This is a genomic window from Amycolatopsis sp. lyj-112 (assembly GCF_046549055.1).
In the GTDB taxonomy this organism is placed as follows: domain Bacteria; phylum Actinomycetota; class Actinomycetes; order Mycobacteriales; family Pseudonocardiaceae; genus Amycolatopsis.
On sequence record NZ_JAJPWS010000001.1, the window covers coordinates 1,177,279 to 1,198,791 of the forward strand.

Here is a 21,513-nt window from a genome sequence, read left to right on the forward strand (position 1 = left end):
CCGATCGGGACGCGCAGGAACGAACAAATGTGCGGATGCTAACGGGTGGATGTATTAGGGCGGTAAGTTTCCCCCAGTCGGGCTAGGGTGCGTCCGTCCACTGTCCGCTCTGCGGACAAGTGCATGAACGTTCGGTCGGTCGAGCCCCCGGCCCCTTAAGTACATCAAGGCCCCCTTCCTCGCGCTAGACGCAAGGAAGGGGGCCTTCACGTACTTACAAGGTCAAGCCGTGGGCGGCTGGTAGACCTTCGTCAGCTTCGAAGCGGCACCGCGGTCCAGCAGCCACAGCGTGCGACGGCTGCCGCGCGCTCCCGCCACCGGGATCTGGACCTCGCCGGCACCGGCCAGCGCCAGCGCGACGGCGTCCGCCTTGGCGTCGCCGCCCGTCACCAGCCAGATGTCCTGCGCGCGACGGATCGCGGGCAGGGTCAGCGACACCCGGGTCGGCGGCGGCTTCGGGCAGTCGCGCACCGCCACGACCGAACGCTCCTGCTCGTACACCGCCGGGGTCTCGGGGAAGATCGAGGCGGTGTGCCCCTCTCCGCCGAGGCCCAGCAGCATGACGTCGAACGCGGGCACGTCGCCGTGGTCTTCGGGACGCGTGTTCGCGGCGAGCACGTCGGCGTAGGCCGCCGCGGCCGCGTCGACGTCGTCACCGAATTCGCCGTCCGAAGGTGCCATGGCGTGCACCCGCTTCGGGTCGAGCGGAACGTGGTCGAGCAGGGCCTCACGGGCCTGCTTCTCGTTCCGCTCGTCGGAATCCGCCGGGACGAACCGCTCGTCGCCCCAGTAGATGTCCAAACGCGACCAGTCGATGGCGTCCCGGGCACTGGATTCGCGCAGTTCCTTCAGGATCGCGATCCCGGTCCCGCCGCCGGTGAGCACCACCGACGCCGAGCCCTTGGCCGCCTGGACGTCCACGAGCCGGGTGACCAGCCTGGCCGCCGCGGCGGCGGCCAGGAGGTCCGGATTCGCGTAGACGACGACCTCGGTCTTGCTCATGAGGCGCTCTTCCCGGTCTTCGCGGGCGCGGGCTTCTTGGCCGCCGAAGCCACCTTCTTCGCCGGAGCCGCCTTGGGGGCGGTGCCCGACGAGATCTTGGAGAGCCCGTTCAGCGAGGCCTCGTAGACCTCGTCCGGGTCGAGCCGCCGCAGCTCCTCGATCAGGCAGTCCTTGTTGTCCCGCCGCTGCAGGGCGATCCGCCGCGTCGGCTGGCCCGGCTGGGTCAGCGCGCCGACCCGCCCGTCCGGCCGGTGCAGTTCCACCGGTCCGGAACGCCGGTCCAGCGTCACCGAGATGATGCCCGCGGCGCCGGTGGTCTTGACCCGTTTGACCGGCACCTTCAGGTACTCGGCCAGCCAGCCCGCGAGCAGCTCGGTCGACGGCGAGTCGGCCTCGCCGGTCACGGTCGCCGAGGTGACCTTCTCGTAGGGCGGAAGGTCCAGAGCGGACACCAGCTGGGCGCGCCAGTGGGTCAGCCGGGTCCACGCCAGGTCGGTGTCGCCCTCCACATAGGACTTCGCCCGCGTGGTGAGCGCCCGCACCGGTGCCTTTTCCGCCGCGGAGTCGGTGATCCGGCGCTGGGCCAGTTCACCGAGCGGGTCCTTGGCGGGTGCCTTCGGGCCCGTGCCGGGCCACCAGGTGACGATCGGCGCGTCCGGCAGCAGCAGCGGCACGACGGCGCTCTGCCCTTGTGCGGCCAAAGCTCCGTAGAGCCGCAGCACGATGACCTCGCTCGCGCCGGCGTCGCCGCCGACCCGGATCTGGCCGTCGATCCGCGGGGCCGCGGTCCGCGCGCCCTTGGCCACCACGATCACCCGCGACGGGTGCTCCCGGCTGGCCTCGTTGGCGGCTTCGATCGCCTCTTCGAGCTTGTCGTCGTCGTCGGCCACTATGACGAGCGTCAGCACTCGTCCGAGCGCCACCTGCCCGCCCTGTTCGCGGATTTCGACGAGTTTCTTGTTCAGCTGCGACGTCGTGGTCGACGGCAGGTCGATGATCACGGACGCCTCCAGTTCCGGCCGGTACGCTCCAGCATCTCGTCCGCCGACTGCGGTCCCCAGGACCCCGGCGGATACTGCTCGGGCGAGCCCTTCCTGGCCCAGTGGTCGATGATCGGGTCCAGGATCTCCCAGGACAGCTCGACCTCTTCGTTCACCGGGAACAGTGACGGTTCGCCGAGCAGCACGTCCAGGATGAGCCGCTCGTAGGCTTCCGGCGAGGACTCGGTGAAGGCGTGCCCGTAGCCGAAGTCCATGGTGACGTCGCGGACCTCCATCGTGGTCCCCGGCACCTTCGAACCGAACCTCAGGGTGATGCCCTCGTCGGGCTGCACCCGGATCACCAGCGCGTTCTGGCCCAGCTCCTCGGTCGACGTCGAATCGAACGGCAGGTGCGGTGCCCGCTTGAACACCACGGCGATCTCGGTGACCCGGCGGCCCAGGCGCTTGCCGGTCCGCAGGTAGAAGGGCACCCCCGCCCAGCGGCGGTTCTGCACCTCCAGCGTCACGGCGGCGTAGGTCTCGGTGGTCGAGTCCTTCGCGAAACCGTCTTCCTGCAGCAGGCTCGGCACCTTCGAGCCGCCTTGCCAGCCGCCCGCGTACTGGCCGCGCGCGGTGGTCTCTTCCAGCGGTCCCAGCGGTTTCGTCGCCGAAAGCACCTTGACCTTCTCCGCCCGCAGCGCGCGCGGCGCGAACGAGACCGGCTCCTCCATCGCGGTCAGCGCCAGGAGCTGCAGGAGGTGGTTCTGGATGACGTCGCGAGCGGCGCCGATGCCGTCGTAGTACCCCGCGCGGCCGCCGAGACCGATGTCCTCGGCCATGGTGATCTGCACGTGGTCCACGTAGTTGGCGTTCCAGATCGGCTCGAACAGCTGGTTCGCGAAGCGCAGCGCCAGCAGGTTCTGCACCGTCTCCTTGCCGAGGTAGTGGTCGATGCGGAACACCGACTCCTCGGGGAAGACGTCGTTCACGATCTCGTTGAGTTCCTTGGCGCTGGAGAGATCGCGGCCGAACGGCTTCTCGATGACGACGCGGCGCCAGGTCTCGTCACTCGCGTCGGCGAGGCCGGAGCGGGCGAGCTGCTTGGTCACCACCGGGAACGCGCTCGGCGGGATCGACAGGTAGAACGCGGTGTTGCCACCGGTTCCCCGTTCGGCGTCGAGGTCCTTGACCGTCTGCGCGAGCCTGTCGAAGGCGTCGTCATCGTCGAAGGTGCCCTGGACGAAACGGATGCCTTCGGCGAGCCGGTTCCACACCGACTCCTTGAACGGCGTCCGCGCGTGCTCCTTGACCGAGTCGTGCACGAGCTCGCCGAAGTCCTGGTGCTCCCAGTCCCGGCGGGCGAAACCGACCAGCGAGAACCCGGCGGGCAGCAGTCCGCGGTGGGCGAGGTCGTAGATCGCCGGCATCAGCTTCTTGCGGGCGAGGTCGCCGGTCACGCCGAAGATCACCAGGCTGGACGGCCCGGCGATCCGCGGCAACCGCTTGTCGCGCGGATCGCGCAGCGGGTTCTTCCAGGCTCGGGTCACTCGCCCACCTCCTGTACAGCGCGGACCAGCTCGGCCAGGCCGGCGGCCCGGTCGGTGAGGTGCAGGCGCAACACCGGGCGCCCGTTGTCCGCGAGCACCTGGCCGTCACCGAGTGCCTGCGCGTGCTGCAGCACTCCTAGTGTGTAAGGCCGGTCCGGCACGTCGAGATCGCTCTCGACGGCGCCGGTGATCTGCAGGAAGACACCGTTCTGGTGCCCGCCCTTGTGATACTGCCCGGTGGAGTGCAGGAAGCGCGGCCCCCACCCGAAGGTGGTCTGCCGTCCGGTGCGTTTGGCGACCTCGCCACGCAGGATCGACGTCGACGCGTCGTCGAGACGGTCGAGGTAGGCCTGCACGGCGAGGTAGCCGGTTTCCGGGGCGGAATCGAAGAAAGCCCGCAGAATATCCGCGAGCTTTCCGTCCGTGGCAACGCCTTCCGAGCCGAATACCTGGACTGAGCCGTCCACAGTGGACGGCTCTTCGCCGCCCTTGAGCGCGTCCGGGTTGTCGAGCAGCGACCGCGCGGCCTTCTTGGCGGCCTCGACGTCGGGCTGGTCGAACGGGTTGATCCCGAGCAGCCGTCCGGCGAACGCGGTGGCGAACTCCCACAACAGGAACTGTGCGCCGAGCGGGCCGGTCACCGAGATCTTCGCGGTGCCCTGAGCCGGGCCGACCGCCACCGGGGTGGCATCGGCCTTCGCGTCGGCGAACCCGGGAGCGTCCGGACCGTCGACCGCGACCGGGAGGAGCCCGGTGCCCTGCTTGCCGGTGGATTCGGCGATCAGCTGCTCCGCCCAGTCGGCGAAGCCCTTGATGCCGGAACCCGTATCGGCGATGACGACCTTTTCGGCGCCGCCCTCGTGTGCCGCGGTCCACGCCGCCGCGAGTTTGATCGCGGGGTTGTCCGCCGAGTCGGCGGCGAGCGTTTCGGCGACCGAAGCGGCCTGGTCGAGCAGACGGGCGACGTCCGCGCCGGCGAGGCCGGACGGGACGAGCCCGAACGCGGTCAGCGCCGAGTACCGGCCGCCGACGTTCGGGTCGGCGAGGAAGACCTTGCGGTAACCCTCCTTTTCGGACAGTTCCGCGAAGGGGGAGCCGGGGTCGGTGACGACCACGATCCGCCGTGCCGCGTCGATGCCCGCGTCGGTGAAGGCCTTCGCGAAGATCCGCCGGTGGCTGTCGGTCTCGACGGTTCCGCCGGACTTCGACGAAACCACGAGGACCGTGCGCTCCAGGTCACCGGCGAGAGCGTCGGCGACCTGGCCCGGGTCGGTGGTGTCGAGGACGGTCAGCGCGACGCCGTCCGTCCCCGTGATCACCTCGGGTGCCAGCGACGAACCGCCCATGCCCGCGAGGACGACGCGATCGACGCCCTCCGAGCGCAGTTCGGTCCGCAGTGCCTCGATCTCGCCGATCAACGGCCGCGAGGACTTGTGCAGCGCCGTCCACGAGAGACGGATCGACGCTTCGGACTCGGCTTCGGGACCCCACAGTGTGGCGTCCTGGGACGCCAATTTCGATGCGACCTGATCGGCGACAAGCCGCTCCGCGAACGGAGCGGCTTCGCCGGCCAGGGCGGCGTCGACAATTTCGACGCCGGTCGTTTCCCCTGCCATGGTCCAGATCAGTCCTTTGCCTTTTCGAGCTGCCCGGTGACGGTCTCGAGAAGTTCCACCCAGGACTTCTCGAACTTCTCGACGCCTTCGTCCTCGAGGACCTTGAAGACGTCGTCGATGTCGATGCCGACCACACGCAGCTTGTCGAAGACGATCTGCGCGTCGGGGCCCTTGCCGGTCACCGTGTCGCCGGTGACGTCGGCGTGGTCCGCGGCCGAGTCGAGGGTCTTCTCCGGCATCGTGTTGACCGTGTCCTTGACGACGAGCTGGTCCACGTAGCGGGTGTCGGAGTACTGCGGGTCCTTCACGCCGGTGGAGGCCCACAGCGGACGCTGCGCGTTCGCGCCGGCCTCGGCGAGCGGCTTCCAGCGGTCCGAAGCGAAAAGCTCCTCGAACGCCGCGTAGGCGAGCCGCGCGTTGGCGATGGCGGCCTCACCGCGCAGCGCGGTGGCCGCCGCGGTGCCGAGGGCGTCGAGCCGCTTGTCGATCTCGGTGTCCACACGGGACACGAAGAAGGACGCGACCGAGTGGATGCCCTTGAGGTCGTGGCCGTTGGCCTTGGCCTGCTCCAGGCCGGCGAAGTAGGCCTCGATGACCGCCTTGTAGCGCTCGACCGAGAAGATCAGCGTCACGTTCACGCTGATGCCCTCGGCCAGGGTCGCGGTGATGGCCGGGAGGCCCTCTTCGGTGGCCGGGATCTTGATCAGCACGTTCGGCCGGTCCACGGTCTTCCACAGGTCCTGCGCCTCGGCCACCGTCTTGTCGGTGTCCTTGGCCAGCCGCGGGTCCACCTCGATCGACACGCGCCCGTCGACCCCCTTCGTGGCGGTGTAGACGTCGCGGAACAGGTCCGCGGCGTTGCGCACGTCGGTGGTGGTCAGCTCGCGGATGGTGGCTTCGACGTCGGCCCCGCGCGCGGCGAGTTCCTTGGTCTGCTCGTCGTACGCCTCGCCCTTCGACATCGCGTTGGCGAAGATCGTCGGGTTGGTCGTCACACCCACGACGTGCTTGTCGCGGACGAGCCCGGCGAGGTTGCCGGTGTTCAGGCGCTCACGGGACAGGTCGTCGAGCCAGATCGAAACACCGGCCTCGGACAGCTGCGCGAGCTTGTCGTTGCTCATGTGCTGTGTCAATCCCTTCAGTTCTTGGTGTTGGAGATCGAGCGACGGGCGGCCTCGACGACTGCCTCCGCGGTGAAACCGAACTCGCGGAACAGCGTGCCGGCGTCGGCCGACGCACCGAAGTGCTCGATCGAAACGTTCTCCCCGGCGTCTCCGGTGAAGCGGTGCCACGACAGGGCGATACCGGCTTCGACCGAGACGCGTGCCTTGACCGACGGCGGGAGCACCGAGTCCTTGTAGGACTGGTCCTGCGCGTCGAACCACTCGACACACGGCATCGAGACGACGCTCGCCGTGATGCCGTCGGCTTCGAGGGTCTTGCGGGCCTCGACGGCCAGCTGGACCTCGGAGCCGGTCGCGATCAGCACGACCTGGGGATCGCCGTCGGACGCCTCGGCGAGCACGTAACCGCCTCGCTTGACGCCCTCGGCGTTGGTGCCCTCCAGGACCGGCACGTTCTGGCGGGTCAGCGCGAGACCCGACGGGTGGTGGACGTCCTCCAGGACGGCCTTCCACGCGTACGCGGTCTCGTTGGCGTCCGCCGGGCGGACGACGTTGAGGCCGGGGATCGCGCGCAGGGAGGAGAGCTGCTCGATCGGCTGGTGCGTCGGGCCGTCTTCGCCCAGGCCGATCGAGTCGTGCGTCCACACGTAGGTGACCGGCGCCTTCATCAGCGCGGCCAGCCGCACGGGCGGGCGCATGTAGTCGGAGAAGATGAGGAAGGTCGCGCCGTAGGGACGGGTGCCGCCGTGCAGCGCGATGCCGTTGAGGATCGAGCCCATCGCGTGCTCGCGGATGCCGAAGTGCAGCGTCCGGCCGTACGGGCTGGTCTTCCACATGTCGGTGGAAGCCTTCTCCGGGCCGAACGAGTCGGCCCCCTTCATGGTGGTGTTGTTGCTCTCCGCGAGGTCCGCGGAACCGCCCCACAGCTCGGGAAGCGGGTCGGCGAGCGCGTTGAGCACCTCACCGGAGGCCTTGCGGGTCGCGATGCCCTTGGCGTCCGGCTCCCACGACGGCAGGTTGTCCGCGAAGCCGTCGGGCAGCGTGCGGGTCGCCATCCGGTCCGCGATCTTCTTGCGCTCCGGGTTGGCGGTGCCCCACGCCTCGAACCGCTCCTGCCACTCGGCGCGCGCGGTCTTGCCGCGGTCGACGGCGTGGCGGGTGTGGGCGATGACCTCGTCGTCGACCTGGAAGTTCTGCTCCTTGTCGAAGCCGAGGATCTCCTTGACCGCGGCGACCTCTTCGGCGCCCAGCGCGGCACCATGGGCCTTGCCGGTGCCCATCTTCTTCGGCGCGGGGAAGCCGATGACGGTCTTCAGCGCGATGAAGGAGGGGCGCTCGGTCTCGGCCTTGGCGGCCTTGATGGCCTCCTCGATCGCGACGACGTCCTCGCCACCCTCGACGACCTGGGTGTGCCACCCGTAGGCCTCGTAGCGCTTCACGACGTCCTCGGACAGCGCGATCTTGGTGTCGTCCTCGATCGAGATCTCGTTGTCGTCCCAGAAGACGATCAGGTTGCCCAGTTCCTGGCGCCCGGCGATCGACGAGGCCTCGGCGGTGACGCCCTCTTCGATGTCACCATCGGAGGCGATCACGTAGATGTGGTGGTCGAAGATGCTCTCGCCGACGGCGGGCTCCGGGTCCAGCAGGCCGCGCTCGCGGCGGGCCGCCATCGCCATGCCGACGCCGTTGGCCAGGCCCTGGCCCAGCGGGCCGGTGGTGGTCTCGACACCCTTGGTGTGGCGGTACTCCGGGTGACCCGGGGTCTTCGAGTCCCACTTGCGGAGCTGCTTCAGGTCGTCCAGCTCCAGGCCGAACCCGGCCAGGTACAGCTGGATGTAGAGGGTCAGGCTCGAGTGTCCCGCGGAGAGGATGAAGCGGTCACGGGCGGGCCACTCGGGGTCCGCCGGGTCGTGGCGCAGCGTCCGCTGGAACAGCGTGTAAGCGAGCGGCGCGAGGCTCATCGCGGTGCCGGGGTGACCGCTGCCGCAGTTCTCGACCGCGTCCGCGGCGAGCACCCGAACGGTGTCGACGGCCCGCGTGTCGAGATCGGTCCAGTCGGCGGGCACGTTGCGCCGGAGGAGTGGGTTCTTCTCGCTGGTAGAGGCGGTTTCGGACACTGAACTCGGACTCCCCGTCATCAGGTTGTGGCTTCTCTTCCCTCGTGGGTAACCCACGCGTACCGCTACTAATCTCAATCGATCCGGAAGGGACGATATTCCTGCTCCGGGCCGTTCGCAGAGGCACGCTGCGACCTACCGCGGCCAGCCTAATGGTTCGGCCGGTCGAGGACCCGCGATCACCCTCTGGAAACAGCACGTCTAACATCGGGGAAGGGTTCAGATCGAAGGGATCCGGGGCCCGCCACATCACCCGGAAGCCTGATGGGCCCGCCCCGAAAACTGACGCAGGGAGTGAAATGTCGTTGGTGAACGCTGCGCACGGACGCAGTGACAACACCAGCGCCGTACATCCGACCGGTGAACGACCGCACGGTGGCCGGCGAACAATCCGCCAGGTCGTCGGCGCTTACGCCGCCCTCGCGAAGCCCAGGGTGATCGAGCTTCTCCTCGTCACCACGATTCCCGCGATGTTCCTGGCAGGCAGGGAAATCCCGTCGCCCTGGCTCGTGCTCGCGACGCTCGTGGGCGGCACCATGGCCGCCGGTAGCGCCAACGCCTTGAACTGCGTCATCGACGCGGACATCGACAAGGTGATGAACCGCACCAAGCGCCGCCCGCTGGTGAAGGATTCGGTATCCCGGCGAGGCGCGCTGATCTTCGGTCTCGTGCTCGGTGTCCTGTCGGTCGTCGTGCTCTATTTCACGGTGAACCTGCTCTCGGCGATTCTCGCGATCGCGACGATCCTGTTCTACATCTTCGTGTACACGCTGGTGTTGAAGCGGCGTACGTCACAGAACGTGGTCTGGGGCGGGGCGGCCGGCTGCATGCCGGTCGTCATCGGCTGGGCCGCCGTCACCGGCACCGTCGAGTGGCCCGCGTTCGTGATGTTCGGCGTCATCTTCTTCTGGACCCCGCCGCACACCTGGGCGCTGGGCATGAAGTACCGCGACGACTACGAGCGCGCCGGCGTGCCGATGTTGCCGGTGGTCGCCAGCCCGCAGCACGTGGCGCGGCAGATCGTCATCTACTCGTGGGTGATGGTCGCCTGGACGTTGCTGCTGGTCCCGGTGACGAGCTGGATCTACACCACGTTCGCGTTGCTCGCGGGCGGCTGGTTCCTCTTCTACGCGCACAGCCTGAACGCGGCGGTGCGGCGCGGCGAGGAGACCAAGCCGATGTCGCTGTTCCACCGGTCGAACACGTACCTGATGATCGTGTTCGTCGCCCTGGCCGTGGACTCGGCCATCGGCATGCCGGTGATCGGCCTGCCTTTCTAGCCTGTCGCGCTTTCCCAAGGGGTGGTGCGCGTTGCCGCGCCGGGTTACCCGTCGGTACGGTCCGGCAAGGTGACGAGGACAACGGAGCGCCCGGCCACGATCAAGGGTGAACGCCGGACCATGGCGATCGCCTGCGTGGTCGTCTTCATGGCCCAGATGGCGACCACGATCTACCTTCCCTCCCTCCCCGTGATCGAGCACGACTTCGGGGTGTCGCGCAGCTTCGCGGCGTTGTCGGTCTCTCTGTTCGTCATCGGCGCGGCGGCGCCGGTGGTCCTGTGGGGCCGGGCCGCCGACCGCTACGGCCGACGCGGCGCGATGCTGGCCGCGCTGGGGCTGTTCGTCGCCGCCAGTGCGGTCCTGATCGTGAACACCTCGCCCGCCTGGCTGCTGATCCTCCGTTCCCTGCAAGGGATCGGCGCCGGGGGCGCGGCCATTATCGCCCGTATCGCCGCGCGGGACCTTGGCGGCGGTGACGCGCTCGCGAAACGGCTTTCGGTGCTGTCCATCGCGTTCGTCACCGCGCTCGGCGGCGGGCAGTTCCTCGGTGGCCTGATCGGCGACTGGCAGATCGGGTTCGCCGTGCTGACGGTGGTCGGGGTGATCTGCGTCATCGGCACGCTGACCCTTTCGCTGGATCCCGGCCGCGGCCGGGAAGAGACGACCGGCATGGTCCGGATCTACTTCCGGATCCTCACCACGCGGGCGTTCCTGCTGCCGACCGTCGCCGCGGGGCTCGGCTTCGCGACGATCGTGCTCCTGCAGGAGGTCGCGCCGTTCGTCTTTCAGCGGCACTTCGGGCTCAGCGTGACCGAGTACGGCAACGTCGGGCTCCTGATCGGGCTGGCCTACTTCGGCGGCGCGCTGCTGGTGAACCGGCTGGCCGGCGGCAAGGGCTCGTCGTGGCTGATGCGGGCGGGCGCGCTGGTCATGACCGGCGCGGGCGCGCTGACGGTCGCCTTGTGGTTGCTGCCGGGGATCCCGCTCACGGCCTCGCTCGTGACGTTCATCGCGCTGTACTGCGGCATCACCTTCGGCCAGGCCGCGCTCTTCCCGAGCAGCATGGCCGTCGCGGTGAGCGAGGTGCCCGGACACGGCGCCTACGCCGTCGCGCTGTGCGGTTTCGTCGCGCAGTCCATCGCCGGCGTCGCGGCCACGTTCGCCGTCCTGCTGCACGAGAACATCGTCTGGGCGAGCGCCGCCACCGGTCTTTCGCTGCTGGCCTTCCTCCTGGTCCGGGTGCGCGCGAGGGAATGAGATGATGGCGGGCGCCGTTGTAATCCGTTCGGCCCCTGTCCCACCTCCGAAAGCAGGCTGCTTTTGTCCGTGTCCCCGGACCGGGAACTCGACGCGCTCGAGCAGGACGTCGCGCTCGAGCAGGAGTACGTCACCACCCTCTACCGCAAGCTCGACGCCGAACGCGTCGACGCGCAGCGCAGGCTCGACGAGACCCTGCGCCAGACCGGCGGCACCCCGCAGGCGCGCACCGAACGCGACGTCGCCACGACGCTGTACACCGACAGGCTGGCCCAGCTGAGCTCCGTCGAGCAGGGCCTGTGCTTCGGCAGGCTCGACTTCGTCCCCGGGCACGCCGAGGAGACGACCTACATCGGGCGGCTCGGGCTGTTCGACGAGGACGACGAGTACCGTCCGCTGCTCGTCGACTGGCGCGCGCCGGTCGCGCGGCCCTTCTACCTCGCCACCGCCGCCTCGCCCGAAGGCGTCCGCCGCCGTCGCCACCTCCGGTCGCTGAGCCGGAAGGTCGTCGGCGTCGACGACGAGATCCTCGATCTCTCCGCCGCCGATCAGGGCCAGGACCTCGGGCTGGCCGGTGAGGCCGCGCTGCTCGCCGCGCTCGAACGCCGCCGCACCGGTGAGATGAGCGACATCGTCGCCACGATCCAGGCCGAGCAGGACCGCATCATCCGCGCCACGCCGAACGGCGTCCTCGTGGTCCAGGGCGGGCCGGGCACCGGCAAGACCGCGGTGGCGCTGCACCGCGCCGCGTACCTGCTCTACACCCACCGCCAGCAGCTCACCACGCGTGGCGTGCTGGTGGTCGGGCCGAACAGCACGTTCCTGCGCTATATCGGGCAGGTGCTGCCGTCGCTGGGCGAGACTGGGGTGCTGCTGGCCACCATCGGGCAGCTGTACCCGGGCCTCGACGCCACCGGGGAGGGAACCCGCGAGGCCGCCGAGGTCAAGGGCCGCCCGAAGATGGCCGACGTGCTCGCCGCCGCCGTCCGCGACCGGCAGCAGGTGCCGGAACCGGTGCTGGAGATCGAGTTCGAGCGCGAGATCCTGATGCTGGACCGCAAGACCTGTACCGAAGCCCGGACAAGGGCCCGGCGCTCGCGGCGTCCGCACAACGTCGCCCGGCGCATCTTCATCTCCGACCTCCTCGACGCGCTGACCAGGCAGGCCGCCCGCAAACTGGGGGAGGACCTGCTCGACGCGCGCGACGTCCAGGACATCCGGGCCGAGGTCGCGGCCGACAAGAACGTGGCCGCGGCGCTCGACTCGCTGTGGCCCAAGCTCACCCCGGAGATCGTGCTCGACGAGCTGTTCGCCGACCGCGAACGGTTGCGCAGCGCGGGCGGAAAAGCGTTGTCCGACACCGATCGTGAGCATCTCTACAGCCCGACCGACGCGAAGTGGACCCCCGCCGACGTCCCGCTGCTCGACGAACTGGCCGAACTGCTGGGCGAGGACGACACCGACGCTCGTGCCGAACGCGTCCGCCGCGAGCGTGAAGACCGCGCCTACGCGGAAGGCGTCCTCGACATCCTCGAACAGGACGAGGAGATCATCGACGAGGAACTCCTGCGGGTGAGCGACGTCCTCGACGCCGAACTCTTCGCCGAACGCCAGCATCGCCGCAGCGAGATGACCGCGGCGCAGCGGGCCGCGCAGGACCGGACCTGGACCTTCGGGCACGTGATCGTCGACGAGGCGCAGGAACTGACCGCGATGGACTGGCGGCTGCTGATGCGCCGCTCGCCGAACCGGTCGATGACGCTGGTCGGCGACGTCGCCCAGACCGGCTCGGCCGGTGGCGCGCGGTCGTGGGGCGAGGTGCTGTCGCCGTACGTCGCGGACCGCTGGAAGCTCGAAGAACTGACCGTGAACTACCGGACGCCGGCGGAGATCATGGCCGTCGCGTCCCGGGTACTCGCCGAGGTCAATCCGGAACTGGAAGCGCCGGTTTCGGTGCGGGAGACGGGTTTCGAGCCGTGGCTGCGTTCGGTGGCACCGGACGGTCTCACCGCCGGACTGCCCGCTCTCATCGACGCCGAACTGTCCGCTGTGGACGGTGGGACGGTCGCCGTGCTGTGCCCGGCTTCACTGGTCGACGAGGTCTCGGAGACGCTCGGCGAGGCGGGGGACCGAGTGTCGGTGCTGCCGGTGGAGCGGGCCAAGGGCCTGGAGTTCGATTCGGTGGTACTGGTGGCCCCCGACGAGGTCGTCGCCGAATCCCCGCGCGGGCTCAACGATCTTTATGTGGCCCTGACCAGGGCGACCCGCCGGCTCGGCGTGGTACAGACCGGTGAGGCTGTTCCGGCGCTCAAGGGTCTTGGCTAAGGTCGGCCGCATGCGCAAATTCGGCAAGATCGTGGTCATCGGCGCGGGCGTGCTCGCCCTGGCGGCCTGTGGCGAGAAGCAGAACACCGCAGGCTCGGCCCAGCCGTCGTCCGGTGCGGCCCCCGCGTCGGCTTCGTCGCAGGCTCCGGCCGCCCCGAAGGGCAAGGAGTGCACGGCGGACGACGTCAAGACCACCGGGAAGTTCGGCGAGGCGCCGACCATCACCATCCCGGACACCTGCGACCCGCCGAAGAAGCTCATCACCAAGGACCTCGAGCCCGGCACCGGCGAGGGCGCCAAGGCCGGCGCGAACCTGAAGATGAACTACACCGTTGTGACATGGTCGGACAAACGAAAGCTTGACAGTTCATTTGATCGTGGCGAAACGCTCGACCTGACTCTTGGCGCCGGCATGGTTATTCCGGGCTGGGATCAGGGGCTTCTTGGCGTCAAGCAGGGCGGGCGGCGGTTGCTGATCATTCCGCCGGACCTCGCTTACGGTGAAGGGCAGCGGGGGATCAAGCCGAACGAAACACTCGCTTTCGTCACAGATGCGGTTTCCGTGCCGGGAGCGTAGAAATCACGTCTTCCCAACGTTGACAATTCCGCTCGTTCGGGTGTCCTCGGTGTCGAGATATTGACCTCGCCCCGCCTCGGTCTTTAGTTTGGCTGGTAAGGGGGTGAGATTCCGGAATGGGACATTCGGACGGGCGGACCTATCGTGGTTTCGTTCGCCTGTGGCATGTTGACGATGGCTGGGGTGTAGTAGAGTCTCCGAGTTTCGCGGATCCGATCTGGGTGCACTACTCCACGGTGTCCGAGGACAGTCGTGGCATTCTCGCCGACGGTTTTCTTCAGCTCTTCGTCGGCGACGAGGTCGAGATCACGGTCGAACATGCCGAGCAAGATGAGTTTCATCTGCGTGCTTTATGGGTGCGATCGATAGGGGGAAATCGGGATGAAAAGAGCTCAAATCGGTAGAGTTGGCGTCATTTTCGCCGGTGTGCTGGCCCTCGTTGGCTTGACCATCGGACCTGCTCAGGCGGAGCATTCCTTTACTTTTACGCAAGCCAACACGAAGTTCGATGCCACTGATACTCACGGTAGGTTCACGGGGCAGGCGAAGACGATTCCAGGTCAGGCGGTGCCGATGACTTGGTCCTTCCGTGTCGCGCCCGCGGTCCAGGCGATCGCGACCAGTTCGATGAACTGCACTGCGGGACATATGCAACTTTCTTATCATGATGCGCACTCAAATATTCCGGTCGACTACTTCTGGCATTCGACCGTTCAAGGTAATCGCTCTAATAATACGAAGTATGATCTCTATGGAAGCTGTACATTCAGCGTGAAGGGGAACGGGAAGGCGAATCTCAAGTTCGTGTTCCATTATTCGATGTTCTGTGGGCCTTGCGGCAATGTCGCTGCTCGGACGATCGCAAACGGCTTCTCGACCACGCTGGATGTGACACCTGCTGGTAGGTGAGCTTCCGCAGAGTTGAAGGGCCCTTCACCGCATCTCACGCGGTGAAGGGCCCTTCGCTGCATCGCATGAGGGGAGTCCTGTCAGCTTCCGGCGTGCTCCCAGGTCAGCAGGGTGATCTCCAGTCCCTTCTCGACCTTCGTCGTCGGCGGCAGGTCGGCCGGGACGTAGCCGGCGCGGCGCGCGACGGCCTCGCTGGCCGCGTTCTGGGCGTCGATCTGCAGCCGAAGCGGTCCGAGGCCGAGTTCCAGCGCGTACGCGGTGAGCACCCGGAGAGACCGGGCCGCGAGATCGCGGCCGCGATGGGCCGGGCCGACCGCGTAGCCGAGTTCGGCCGGGCCGGCCCCTTCCTCCGGTACGAACAGCACCGCTTCGCCGAGCGGTTCGCCGCCGTCGTCGGTGATGGCGAGCCGCAGCCCCACGCCTTGCGCGCGGCGCACGACGCCTTTGTCGTAGTGCGCTTGTGCCTCCGCGGCGTGGAACGGCGACGGCAGGGGCGTGAACCGCGCGACGGCGGCGTTGTCGAACAGGCCGGGCATCAGCGCGATGTCGTCTTCGATCCAGTCGCGCAGGACCAGATCCTCACCGGTGAGCCAGACCTTCTCCGGCCATGGCGTCGTCATGGGATCAGCAGGAGCTTGCCGGTGGTGCGTCGTCCCTCGAGGTCTTCGTGCGCCTGACGAGCTTCGGCCAGCGGGTAGCGGCCGCCGATACTGATCTTCAGCGAGCCGTCCTGGACGGCGGCGAACACTTCGCTCACCCGCCATTCCAGTTCCTCGCGGGTGAGCACGTAGTGCGCGGAGGTCGGACGGGTGAGGTACACCGAGCCGCTGCGGTTGAGCAACTGCGGGTCGATCGGCGGTACCGGGCCGCTGGCCGCGCCGTAGAGGGCGAGCAGGCCGCGGATCTTCAGGCTCGCCAGGCTCCCGTCCACAGTGGACTTGCCGACGCCGTCGTAGACCACCGAGACGCCCGTGCCGCCGGTGAGGTCACGGACGGCCTTCGCGAAGTCGACCTGGTCGTAGCGGATGACGTCGTCAGCGCCCGCCTCCGTCGCGAGCTTGGCCTTCTCGTCGGTGGACACGGTGCCGATCACCCGGGCGCCGCGCGCCTTGGCCAGCTGGACGAGCAGCAGGCCCATCCCACCGGCGGCCGCGTGGATGAGGACGTCGTCCCCGGCCTTGACCTCGTAGGTCGAAGCGATCAGCGCGTGCGCGGTGACGCCCTGGAGCATGGTCGCGGCGGCGGTCTCCGTCGAAACGCCGTCCGGGATCTTCACCGCGATCCGGGCGGGGAGCAGCCGCTGCTGGGCGTAGCTGCCGAGCAAGCCCTGCCACGCGACGCGGTCACCGACGGCGAAACCGGTCACTCCGGAGCCGACCGCGGCCACCGTGCCCGCGCCCTCCATACCGAGGATGAACGGCTTGTCGACCGGGTAGGTGCCCGCGCGGTGATAGGTGTCGATGTAGTTGACGCCCGCCGCGGCGATGTCCACGAGCAGTTCTTCCGGACCGGGTTCGCCGACCTCGACTTCGGCCAGTTCGAGGACTTCGGGTCCGCCGGTTCGCCGGATCTGTACTGCCGTGGGCATACGTCCTCCTCGTTCATGGTCTTTCCGACTCGGACAACTATGGCCGACGCCACGGTTATTCCGCGTGCCGAGCGTCCTGAGGTTAAGCTCGGCCCGTGGCTGAGACCGAAGAGAAGACCGAGACCTCCGCTCCCACGTCGCGCCAGGTCGCGGCCGCCCGTGACTTCGTGAAGCGGCACGGGAAGCCGTCGCGCGCGGTGGTGGAGAACATCGGCCGGATCGGTGCCCGGGTCGTCCTGGTGGGCGCCGACGGCGCGCTGGGCGACGTGGTCGTCGCCTCCACCGAGGCGGGCGAGGCGCTGGTCGAGGCCGTCGAGGACCTCGAACCCGCCGAGTGGGACAGCGAAACCGTCAACGCCACCAAGATCGGTGCCGAGCACCGCCGCCGGATGGCGGGCAAGTGAGCGGTTCCGCGATCCTCGTCGCCTGCTCCGATCTGCCGGAAGGCGACGGCGACGAACACGCCGTTCCCGAGGCGCTGGCCGACCTCGGCTTCAAGACCCGTTGGGCCGCTTGGGACGACACGACCGTCGACTTCGGCGCCGCGGACATCGTCGTGGTGCGCGCCGCCTGGGATTACGCCGAGCGCCGCGACGAGTTCCTGTCCTGGGCCGAATCCGTGCCGGCGCTGGCCAACTCGGCCGAGGTCGCGCGGTGGAACACCGACAAGTCCTACCTGGCCGAACTCGGCGACTCCGGGGTCGCGGTGGTGCCGACGACCCTGATCGCGCCGGACGAGAAAGCCCCTCGCTGGCCCAAGTCCGACTTCGTGCTGAAGCCCGCGATCGGTGCCGGGTCCCGTGGCGCCGGGCGGTTCAAGGCGGGCGACGCCGACGCCGCGGCCGCCCATCTCGCCGGGCTGCACGCCGAGGGGCACACCGCGTTGCTCCAGCCGTATCAGTCCAGTGTGGACGAACAGGGCGAGAGCGCGCTGGTGTACTTCGGCGGCGTGTACTCGCACGCGTTCTCGAAGGCCGCGATGCTGGGCCGGGAACTCGACGAATCCGGTTTGTACGTCACGGAAAAGCTCGCGCCTTTGCAGCCGGCCGCCGCCTTCCGGGCGCTGGCGGAAGACGCGCTCGACGCGACCGCGGCGCTGCTCGGCATCCTGCGCGCGGAACTGCTCTACGCCCGCGTCGACCTCGTCGCCGGGCCGGACGGCAGGCCGCTACTGCTGGAACTGGAACTGGTGGAGCCGTCGCTCGGCTTCCGTCAGACCGACGTGACCGCCGCCTGGCGCTTCGCTTCGGCCGTGCGCCAGCAACTCGCCTGACGCAATTCGTCCTCTACTTGCGGTAGTTGCACGCGCAAGGACCGCAAGTAGAGGACGAAACGCGAGGGTGTCAGGCGGGTTTGACGAGCTTCGCGGCCAAACGCTCGGGCTTCGGCCACCGCACGTCCCGCGCCCAGCCGAACTTCTCGAACAGCCAGATCACCCGCGCCGACACGTCGAGCTGGCCGCGCAGCACGCCGTGGCGCGCGCAGGTCGGGTCGGCGTGGTGGGAGTTGTGCCACGACTCGCCCATGGACAGGATCGCCAGCGGCCAGAAGTTCGCCGCCTTGTCCCGGCTGACGAACGGGCGCTCGCCGACCATGTGGCAGATCGAGTTCACCGACCAGGTGACGTGGTGCAGGAACGCGATCCGGACCAGCCCGGCCCAGAAGAACCCGGTCACCACACCCCACCACGACCAGCTGATCAGCCCGCCCAGCACGGCGGGCAGGAGCAGGCTGAGCGTGATCCACAGCCAGAAGTAGCGGTTGACCACGCGGAGGTCCTTGTCGGCCACCAGGTCCGGGGCGAACCGCTCGTAGTTCGTCACTTCACGGCTGAACATCCAGCCCATATGCGCGTGCCAGAACCCGCGCAGCAGCGCCGACGGCGACGTCCCGAACAGCCAGGGGGAGTGCGGGTCGCCTTCGCGGTCGGCGAAGGCGTGGTGACGACGGTGGCTGGCCACCCAGAAGATGACCGAGCCCTGCACCGCGAAGCTCCCGGCGATGGCGAGCGCGATCCGCAGCGGCCGCCCGGCCTTGAAGGCGCCGTGGGTGAAGTAGCGGTGGTATCCGACGGTCACGCCGAGCGTCCCGACGGTGTAGAACACCGCGGCCAGCGCGAGATCGACCCAGGTCATGCCCCAGCCCCACACGATCGGCACGGCGGCGAGCAGCGCGACGAAGGGGACCAGCAGGAAGGTCTTCAGGATCAGCATCTCACCCCCGCCGCGTCGGTGGGAGATCAGTGGTTTGGACTGGCCTGCCGGTGCGTCCGGCTCCGTGCTGGCGGTCATACGACACCTCGTGCCTCGACTCGGTGGTGGCCCCCATGTGGGCCACCGAACGCAGCGTAAGGGCACCGTCTGGCGAACACGCCGCCCGGGGGTTACGTCCGGTTTGCCGATGGGTCAGTTCGAAGCGGCGAGTTCCCGGTCAGGGGCATCGGCAATCGGAGCGGGACCGCGATCGCGTGATCCGCACCACAGTGCGGCGGTCGCAATGATGACCAGTGCGGAGCCGAGGACGTGGAAGGAGACCAACGCCTCCGGGACTCCGAGGGCGTACTGGACCGATCCGAGGACGCCCTGCGCGAGCGCGACGACCCACACGATCGTGTAGCGCTGCCACAACTGCTTCGGCGCGCTGCCGCGCATCAACTGGAGGCCGAAGACGGCCAGCACGATCAGGTAGACGACCAGCAGGCCGCCGTGGACCTGGGTGAGCGTCTCGATCGGCGCCTGGAGCCGGTGGGTGCCGGGGTCACCGCCGTGCGGGCCCGCGCCGGTGACCGTGGTGCCCGCCACGAGGACGGCCCACATCGAGGCGGCGAGGACGATCAGCGTCTTGCGGCCCGCGTCCGGGATCAGCCACCGGCCGGGTTCGTCGCCTTCCTTGAACGCGCGCAGCAGCAGGACCGCGAGCCAGACCAGGGGAGTGGAGGCCAGGAAGTGCAGCGCGACGGTCCACCATTCGAGCTTGGCGAGCACGGTGATCCCGCCGACCACGGCCTGCAGCATCACCCCCGCGGGCATCGTCCAGGCCAGTTTCACCAGACGGCGGCGGTTCGGGTGCTCGATCTGCACGCGCCACGCGGTGATCACGCACAGCGCGGCGACGGCGATGACGACGCCGGTGAGCATCCGGTTGCTGAATTCGATCCACTGGGTGAGCGCGTCGAATTCGGGGTGGGCCACCGGCACGATGCTGCCTTCGACGCACTGTGGCCAGGTGGGGCAGCCGAGGCCGGAGCCGGTGACGCGGACGACCGAACCGGTGACGCCGATTCCGGCCTGTGCGATCACCGCCGCGATCGCGACCGCTCGCTGAACAGCGAACGAGGGATACGGCAGACGCGCTACAAGGCTCTGGAACGGCACCGCCCGATGCTAGAACGCTTCACCTGAGAGCGTTCCACCGGCCGTACTCGCTGTGTCGGCCGCCTCAGGTGAGGCGAGTGGTCCTGGTCGCCAGCGCCCCGGCGGCGACGCCCCAGCCGGCGAGCACCGCGAACGGGCCCCAGCCGAACGACCCGTCCAGCAGCACCGACCGGAGTCCTTCGGCGAGCGCGCCCGAGGGCAGCAGTTCGACGAACGTCGCGAGGCCCGGCGGCATCGTCGACGGCGCGAGCAGGATGCCGCCGGCGAGCAGCAGCACGAACCAGACGATGTTCGCCAGCGCCAGCACGGCCTCCGCGCGCAACGCCCCGCCGAGCAGCAGCCCGAGCGCGCCGAACGCGAACGTGCCGATGATCAGGAACGGGACGGCGCCGAGGAGTCCGCCCAGTGACGGCGACCAGCCCAGCAGCGCGGCCACCACACCGAGGATGACGGCCTGCAGCGCGACCACGACGAGGGCGGCGGCGACCCGCCCGGCGACGAGGAGCCAGCGGGGCAGCGCGGTTGCGGAAAGTCGTTTGAGGACGCCGTAACGGCGGTCGAAGCCGAGTGCGATGGCCTGTCCGGTGAAGGCAGACGACATCACCGCGAGCGCCAGGATCCTCGGCGTGATCCAGTCCACTTTGGACGCGGAGCCGAGCTGCGCCGACGGGAGGATGTCCAGCAGCGACAGGCCGATCAGCAGCGCCAGCGGGATGAGCAGGGTCAGCAGGATCTGCTCGCCGTGGCGCAGGGTCAGGCTCGCCTCGATCTTCGCGTGCGTGCGCAGCATCTTGCCGAGCGAACCGCGGCCGGGGGCAGGGGTGAACGTGCCCGCGGTGAACCGAGGGGCGGGCGGCGGCGTGGGCAGGGTCGTCATGCGCGCAGTTCCCGTCCGGTCAGATCGAGGAAGACCTCTTCCAGCGTGCGCTTGCCGACCTGCAGTTCCTCGGGCATGACGCCCTGCTGGGCGCACCAGGCCGTCACCGTCGACACCACCTGCGGGTCGATCGGGCCCTCGACGAGGTACGTCCCCGGCGCCGACTCGCGCACGAGGTGCCCCTCGGGCAGGGCCGCTGTCAGCAGGACGGTGTCGAGCCGCGTGCGGGCCTTGAAGCGGAGTTGCGCAGCCTCACCGGCGTCGACGGTCAGCGAGTGCGGCGAGCCTTCGACGACGACCTTGCCGTGGTCCACGATCACCACGGTGTCGGCCAGCGTCTCGGCCTCCTCCATCAGATGCGTGGTGAGCAGCACGCTGACACCGTCGGCGCGCAGGGCGCCGAGCAGGTCCCAGACCAGACGGCGGGCCTGCGGGTCCATCCCCGCGGTCGGCTCGTCGAGGAAGAGCAGTTCCGGCCGCCCGACGAGCGCGCAGGCGAGGGAAAGACGTTGCTGCTGCCCGCCGGAGAGCCGTTTGAACGGCGTCTTCCGCGCCCCGGCGAGGCCGAGGATGTCCAGCAGCCAAGCGGGATCGAGCGGGTTCGCGGCGCACGCGGCGACCAGGCCGAGCATCTCGTCCGCCCGGACGCCGGGGTACGCGCCGCCGCCTTGCGGCATCACGCCGATCCGGGGCCGCAGCGCGGATCCGTCACGCTTGGGGTCCAGGCCCAGCACACGGACGTCTCCCGCGTCAGGCCGCAGGAAGCCTTCGCAGATCTCGACGGTGGTGGTCTTGCCGGCCCCGTTCGGGCCGAGCAGAGCGAGCAGTGTGCCGCGGTCCATCCGCAGATCGAGTCCATCGACCGCGGTGGTGGATCCGTAGCGTTTCACCAGCCCGGTGATCTCGACGGCGGGGGCGTTCACGACAGGTCACGATACGG

20 protein-coding genes are annotated in these 21,513 nt (G+C 68.9%); 8 read left to right on the plus strand and 12 right to left on the minus strand.

From position 1 onward, the window contains the following. Positions 1 to 222: 222 nt before the first annotated feature. Genes pgl through tkt form a run of 6 tightly spaced genes read right to left on the minus strand, consistent with a single transcriptional unit; the run spans position 223 to position 8,386 of the window. Positions 223 to 1,002 (minus strand): 6-phosphogluconolactonase, encoded by a 780-nt coding sequence (gene pgl / locus ACLJRL_RS05685; RefSeq protein WP_410654911.1) that lies wholly within the window; start codon positions 1,000 to 1,002, stop codon positions 223 to 225. Beyond that, entirely contained in the window at positions 999 to 2,003 is a 1,005-nt protein-coding gene (gene opcA / locus ACLJRL_RS05690) for a glucose-6-phosphate dehydrogenase assembly protein OpcA (protein ID WP_410654912.1), read from the minus strand. The genes pgl and opcA overlap by 4 nt, the downstream gene beginning before the upstream one ends. After that, entirely contained in the window at positions 2,000 to 3,529 is a 1,530-nt protein-coding gene (gene zwf, locus ACLJRL_RS05695; RefSeq protein WP_410654913.1) for a glucose-6-phosphate dehydrogenase, read from the minus strand. Before zwf ends, opcA begins: the two co-directional genes overlap by 4 nt. After that, positions 3,526 to 5,145 (minus strand): glucose-6-phosphate isomerase, encoded by a 1,620-nt coding sequence (locus ACLJRL_RS05700; protein ID WP_410654914.1) that lies wholly within the window; start codon positions 5,143 to 5,145, stop codon positions 3,526 to 3,528. The genes zwf and ACLJRL_RS05700 overlap by 4 nt, the downstream gene beginning before the upstream one ends. 8 nt (positions 5,146 to 5,153) lie before the next feature. Beyond that, entirely contained in the window at positions 5,154 to 6,266 is a 1,113-nt protein-coding gene (tal, locus tag ACLJRL_RS05705; protein WP_410654915.1) for a transaldolase, read from the minus strand. Positions 6,267 to 6,283: 17 nt separating this feature from the next. After that, complete coding sequence (gene tkt, locus ACLJRL_RS05710) at positions 6,284 to 8,386, minus strand: transketolase (protein WP_410654916.1); 2,103 nt, start codon at positions 8,384 to 8,386, stop codon at positions 6,284 to 6,286. A 299-nt stretch (positions 8,387 to 8,685) separates the two neighbouring features. Here tkt and ACLJRL_RS05715 point away from each other — a divergent pair, with 299 nt between their 5' ends. The 6 genes from ACLJRL_RS05715 (at position 8,686) to ACLJRL_RS05740 (ending at position 14,734) form a co-directional block, all read left to right on the plus strand. After that, on the plus strand, positions 8,686 to 9,666 hold the full coding sequence (locus tag ACLJRL_RS05715) for a heme o synthase (protein WP_410654917.1): 981 nt from the start codon (positions 8,686 to 8,688) through the stop codon (positions 9,664 to 9,666). A 69-nt stretch (positions 9,667 to 9,735) separates the two neighbouring features. After that, on the plus strand, positions 9,736 to 10,923 hold the full coding sequence (locus tag ACLJRL_RS05720; RefSeq protein ID WP_410654918.1) for an MFS transporter: 1,188 nt from the start codon (positions 9,736 to 9,738) through the stop codon (positions 10,921 to 10,923). A gap of 69 nt (positions 10,924 to 10,992) precedes the next feature. Then, a complete protein-coding gene (locus ACLJRL_RS05725; protein ID WP_410655175.1) occupies positions 10,993 to 13,248 on the plus strand; it encodes a HelD family protein in 2,256 nt (751 codons plus the stop codon). A gap of 10 nt (positions 13,249 to 13,258) precedes the next feature. Continuing rightward, the gene (locus ACLJRL_RS05730) at positions 13,259 to 13,825 is read left to right on the plus strand and encodes an FKBP-type peptidyl-prolyl cis-trans isomerase (protein ID WP_410654919.1); all 567 of its coding nucleotides are present in this window, start codon (positions 13,259 to 13,261) and stop codon (positions 13,823 to 13,825) included. Between the two features lie 116 nt (positions 13,826 to 13,941). Next, complete coding sequence (locus ACLJRL_RS05735; protein WP_410654920.1) at positions 13,942 to 14,229, plus strand: cold shock domain-containing protein; 288 nt, start codon at positions 13,942 to 13,944, stop codon at positions 14,227 to 14,229. Next, the gene (locus ACLJRL_RS05740) at positions 14,207 to 14,734 is read left to right on the plus strand and encodes a hypothetical protein (protein WP_410654921.1); all 528 of its coding nucleotides are present in this window, start codon (positions 14,207 to 14,209) and stop codon (positions 14,732 to 14,734) included. The genes ACLJRL_RS05735 and ACLJRL_RS05740 overlap by 23 nt, the downstream gene beginning before the upstream one ends. An 80-nt stretch (positions 14,735 to 14,814) precedes the next feature. Here the strand turns inward: ACLJRL_RS05740 and ACLJRL_RS05745 are convergent, their stop codons facing one another. Next, positions 14,815 to 15,354, minus strand: a complete 540-nt coding sequence (locus ACLJRL_RS05745; protein ID WP_410654922.1) for a GNAT family N-acetyltransferase — start codon at positions 15,352 to 15,354, stop codon at positions 14,815 to 14,817. Next, positions 15,351 to 16,322, minus strand: a complete 972-nt coding sequence (locus ACLJRL_RS05750) for a quinone oxidoreductase family protein (RefSeq protein WP_410654923.1) — start codon at positions 16,320 to 16,322, stop codon at positions 15,351 to 15,353. The genes ACLJRL_RS05745 and ACLJRL_RS05750 overlap by 4 nt, the downstream gene beginning before the upstream one ends. A gap of 95 nt (positions 16,323 to 16,417) precedes the next feature. Here ACLJRL_RS05750 and ACLJRL_RS05755 point away from each other — a divergent pair, with 95 nt between their 5' ends. Next, entirely contained in the window at positions 16,418 to 16,726 is a 309-nt protein-coding gene (locus ACLJRL_RS05755; RefSeq protein WP_410654924.1) for a hypothetical protein, read from the plus strand. Next, positions 16,723 to 17,595, plus strand: a complete 873-nt coding sequence (locus ACLJRL_RS05760; RefSeq protein WP_410654925.1) for a RimK family alpha-L-glutamate ligase — start codon at positions 16,723 to 16,725, stop codon at positions 17,593 to 17,595. The genes ACLJRL_RS05755 and ACLJRL_RS05760 overlap by 4 nt, the downstream gene beginning before the upstream one ends. Positions 17,596 to 17,665: 70 nt before the next feature. Here the strand turns inward: ACLJRL_RS05760 and ACLJRL_RS05765 are convergent, their stop codons facing one another. The 4 genes from ACLJRL_RS05765 to ACLJRL_RS05780 all read right to left on the minus strand — a co-directional run bounded on the left by ACLJRL_RS05765 (position 17,666) and on the right by ACLJRL_RS05780 (position 21,496). Continuing rightward, positions 17,666 to 18,613 (minus strand): acyl-CoA desaturase, encoded by a 948-nt coding sequence (locus ACLJRL_RS05765; protein ID WP_410654926.1) that lies wholly within the window; start codon positions 18,611 to 18,613, stop codon positions 17,666 to 17,668. 114 nt (positions 18,614 to 18,727) lie between these two features. Continuing rightward, positions 18,728 to 19,696, minus strand: a complete 969-nt coding sequence (locus ACLJRL_RS05770) for a COX15/CtaA family protein (protein WP_410654927.1) — start codon at positions 19,694 to 19,696, stop codon at positions 18,728 to 18,730. 64 nt (positions 19,697 to 19,760) lie between these two features. After that, the gene (locus ACLJRL_RS05775) at positions 19,761 to 20,573 is read right to left on the minus strand and encodes an ABC transporter permease (protein ID WP_410654928.1); all 813 of its coding nucleotides are present in this window, start codon (positions 20,571 to 20,573) and stop codon (positions 19,761 to 19,763) included. After that, positions 20,570 to 21,496 carry an ABC transporter ATP-binding protein gene (locus tag ACLJRL_RS05780; RefSeq protein ID WP_410654929.1) on the minus strand — a complete coding sequence of 309 codons (927 nt, stop codon included), beginning with the start codon at positions 21,494 to 21,496 and terminating at the stop codon, positions 20,570 to 20,572. Before ACLJRL_RS05780 ends, ACLJRL_RS05775 begins: the two co-directional genes overlap by 4 nt. Positions 21,497 to 21,513: the final 17 nt, after the last annotated feature.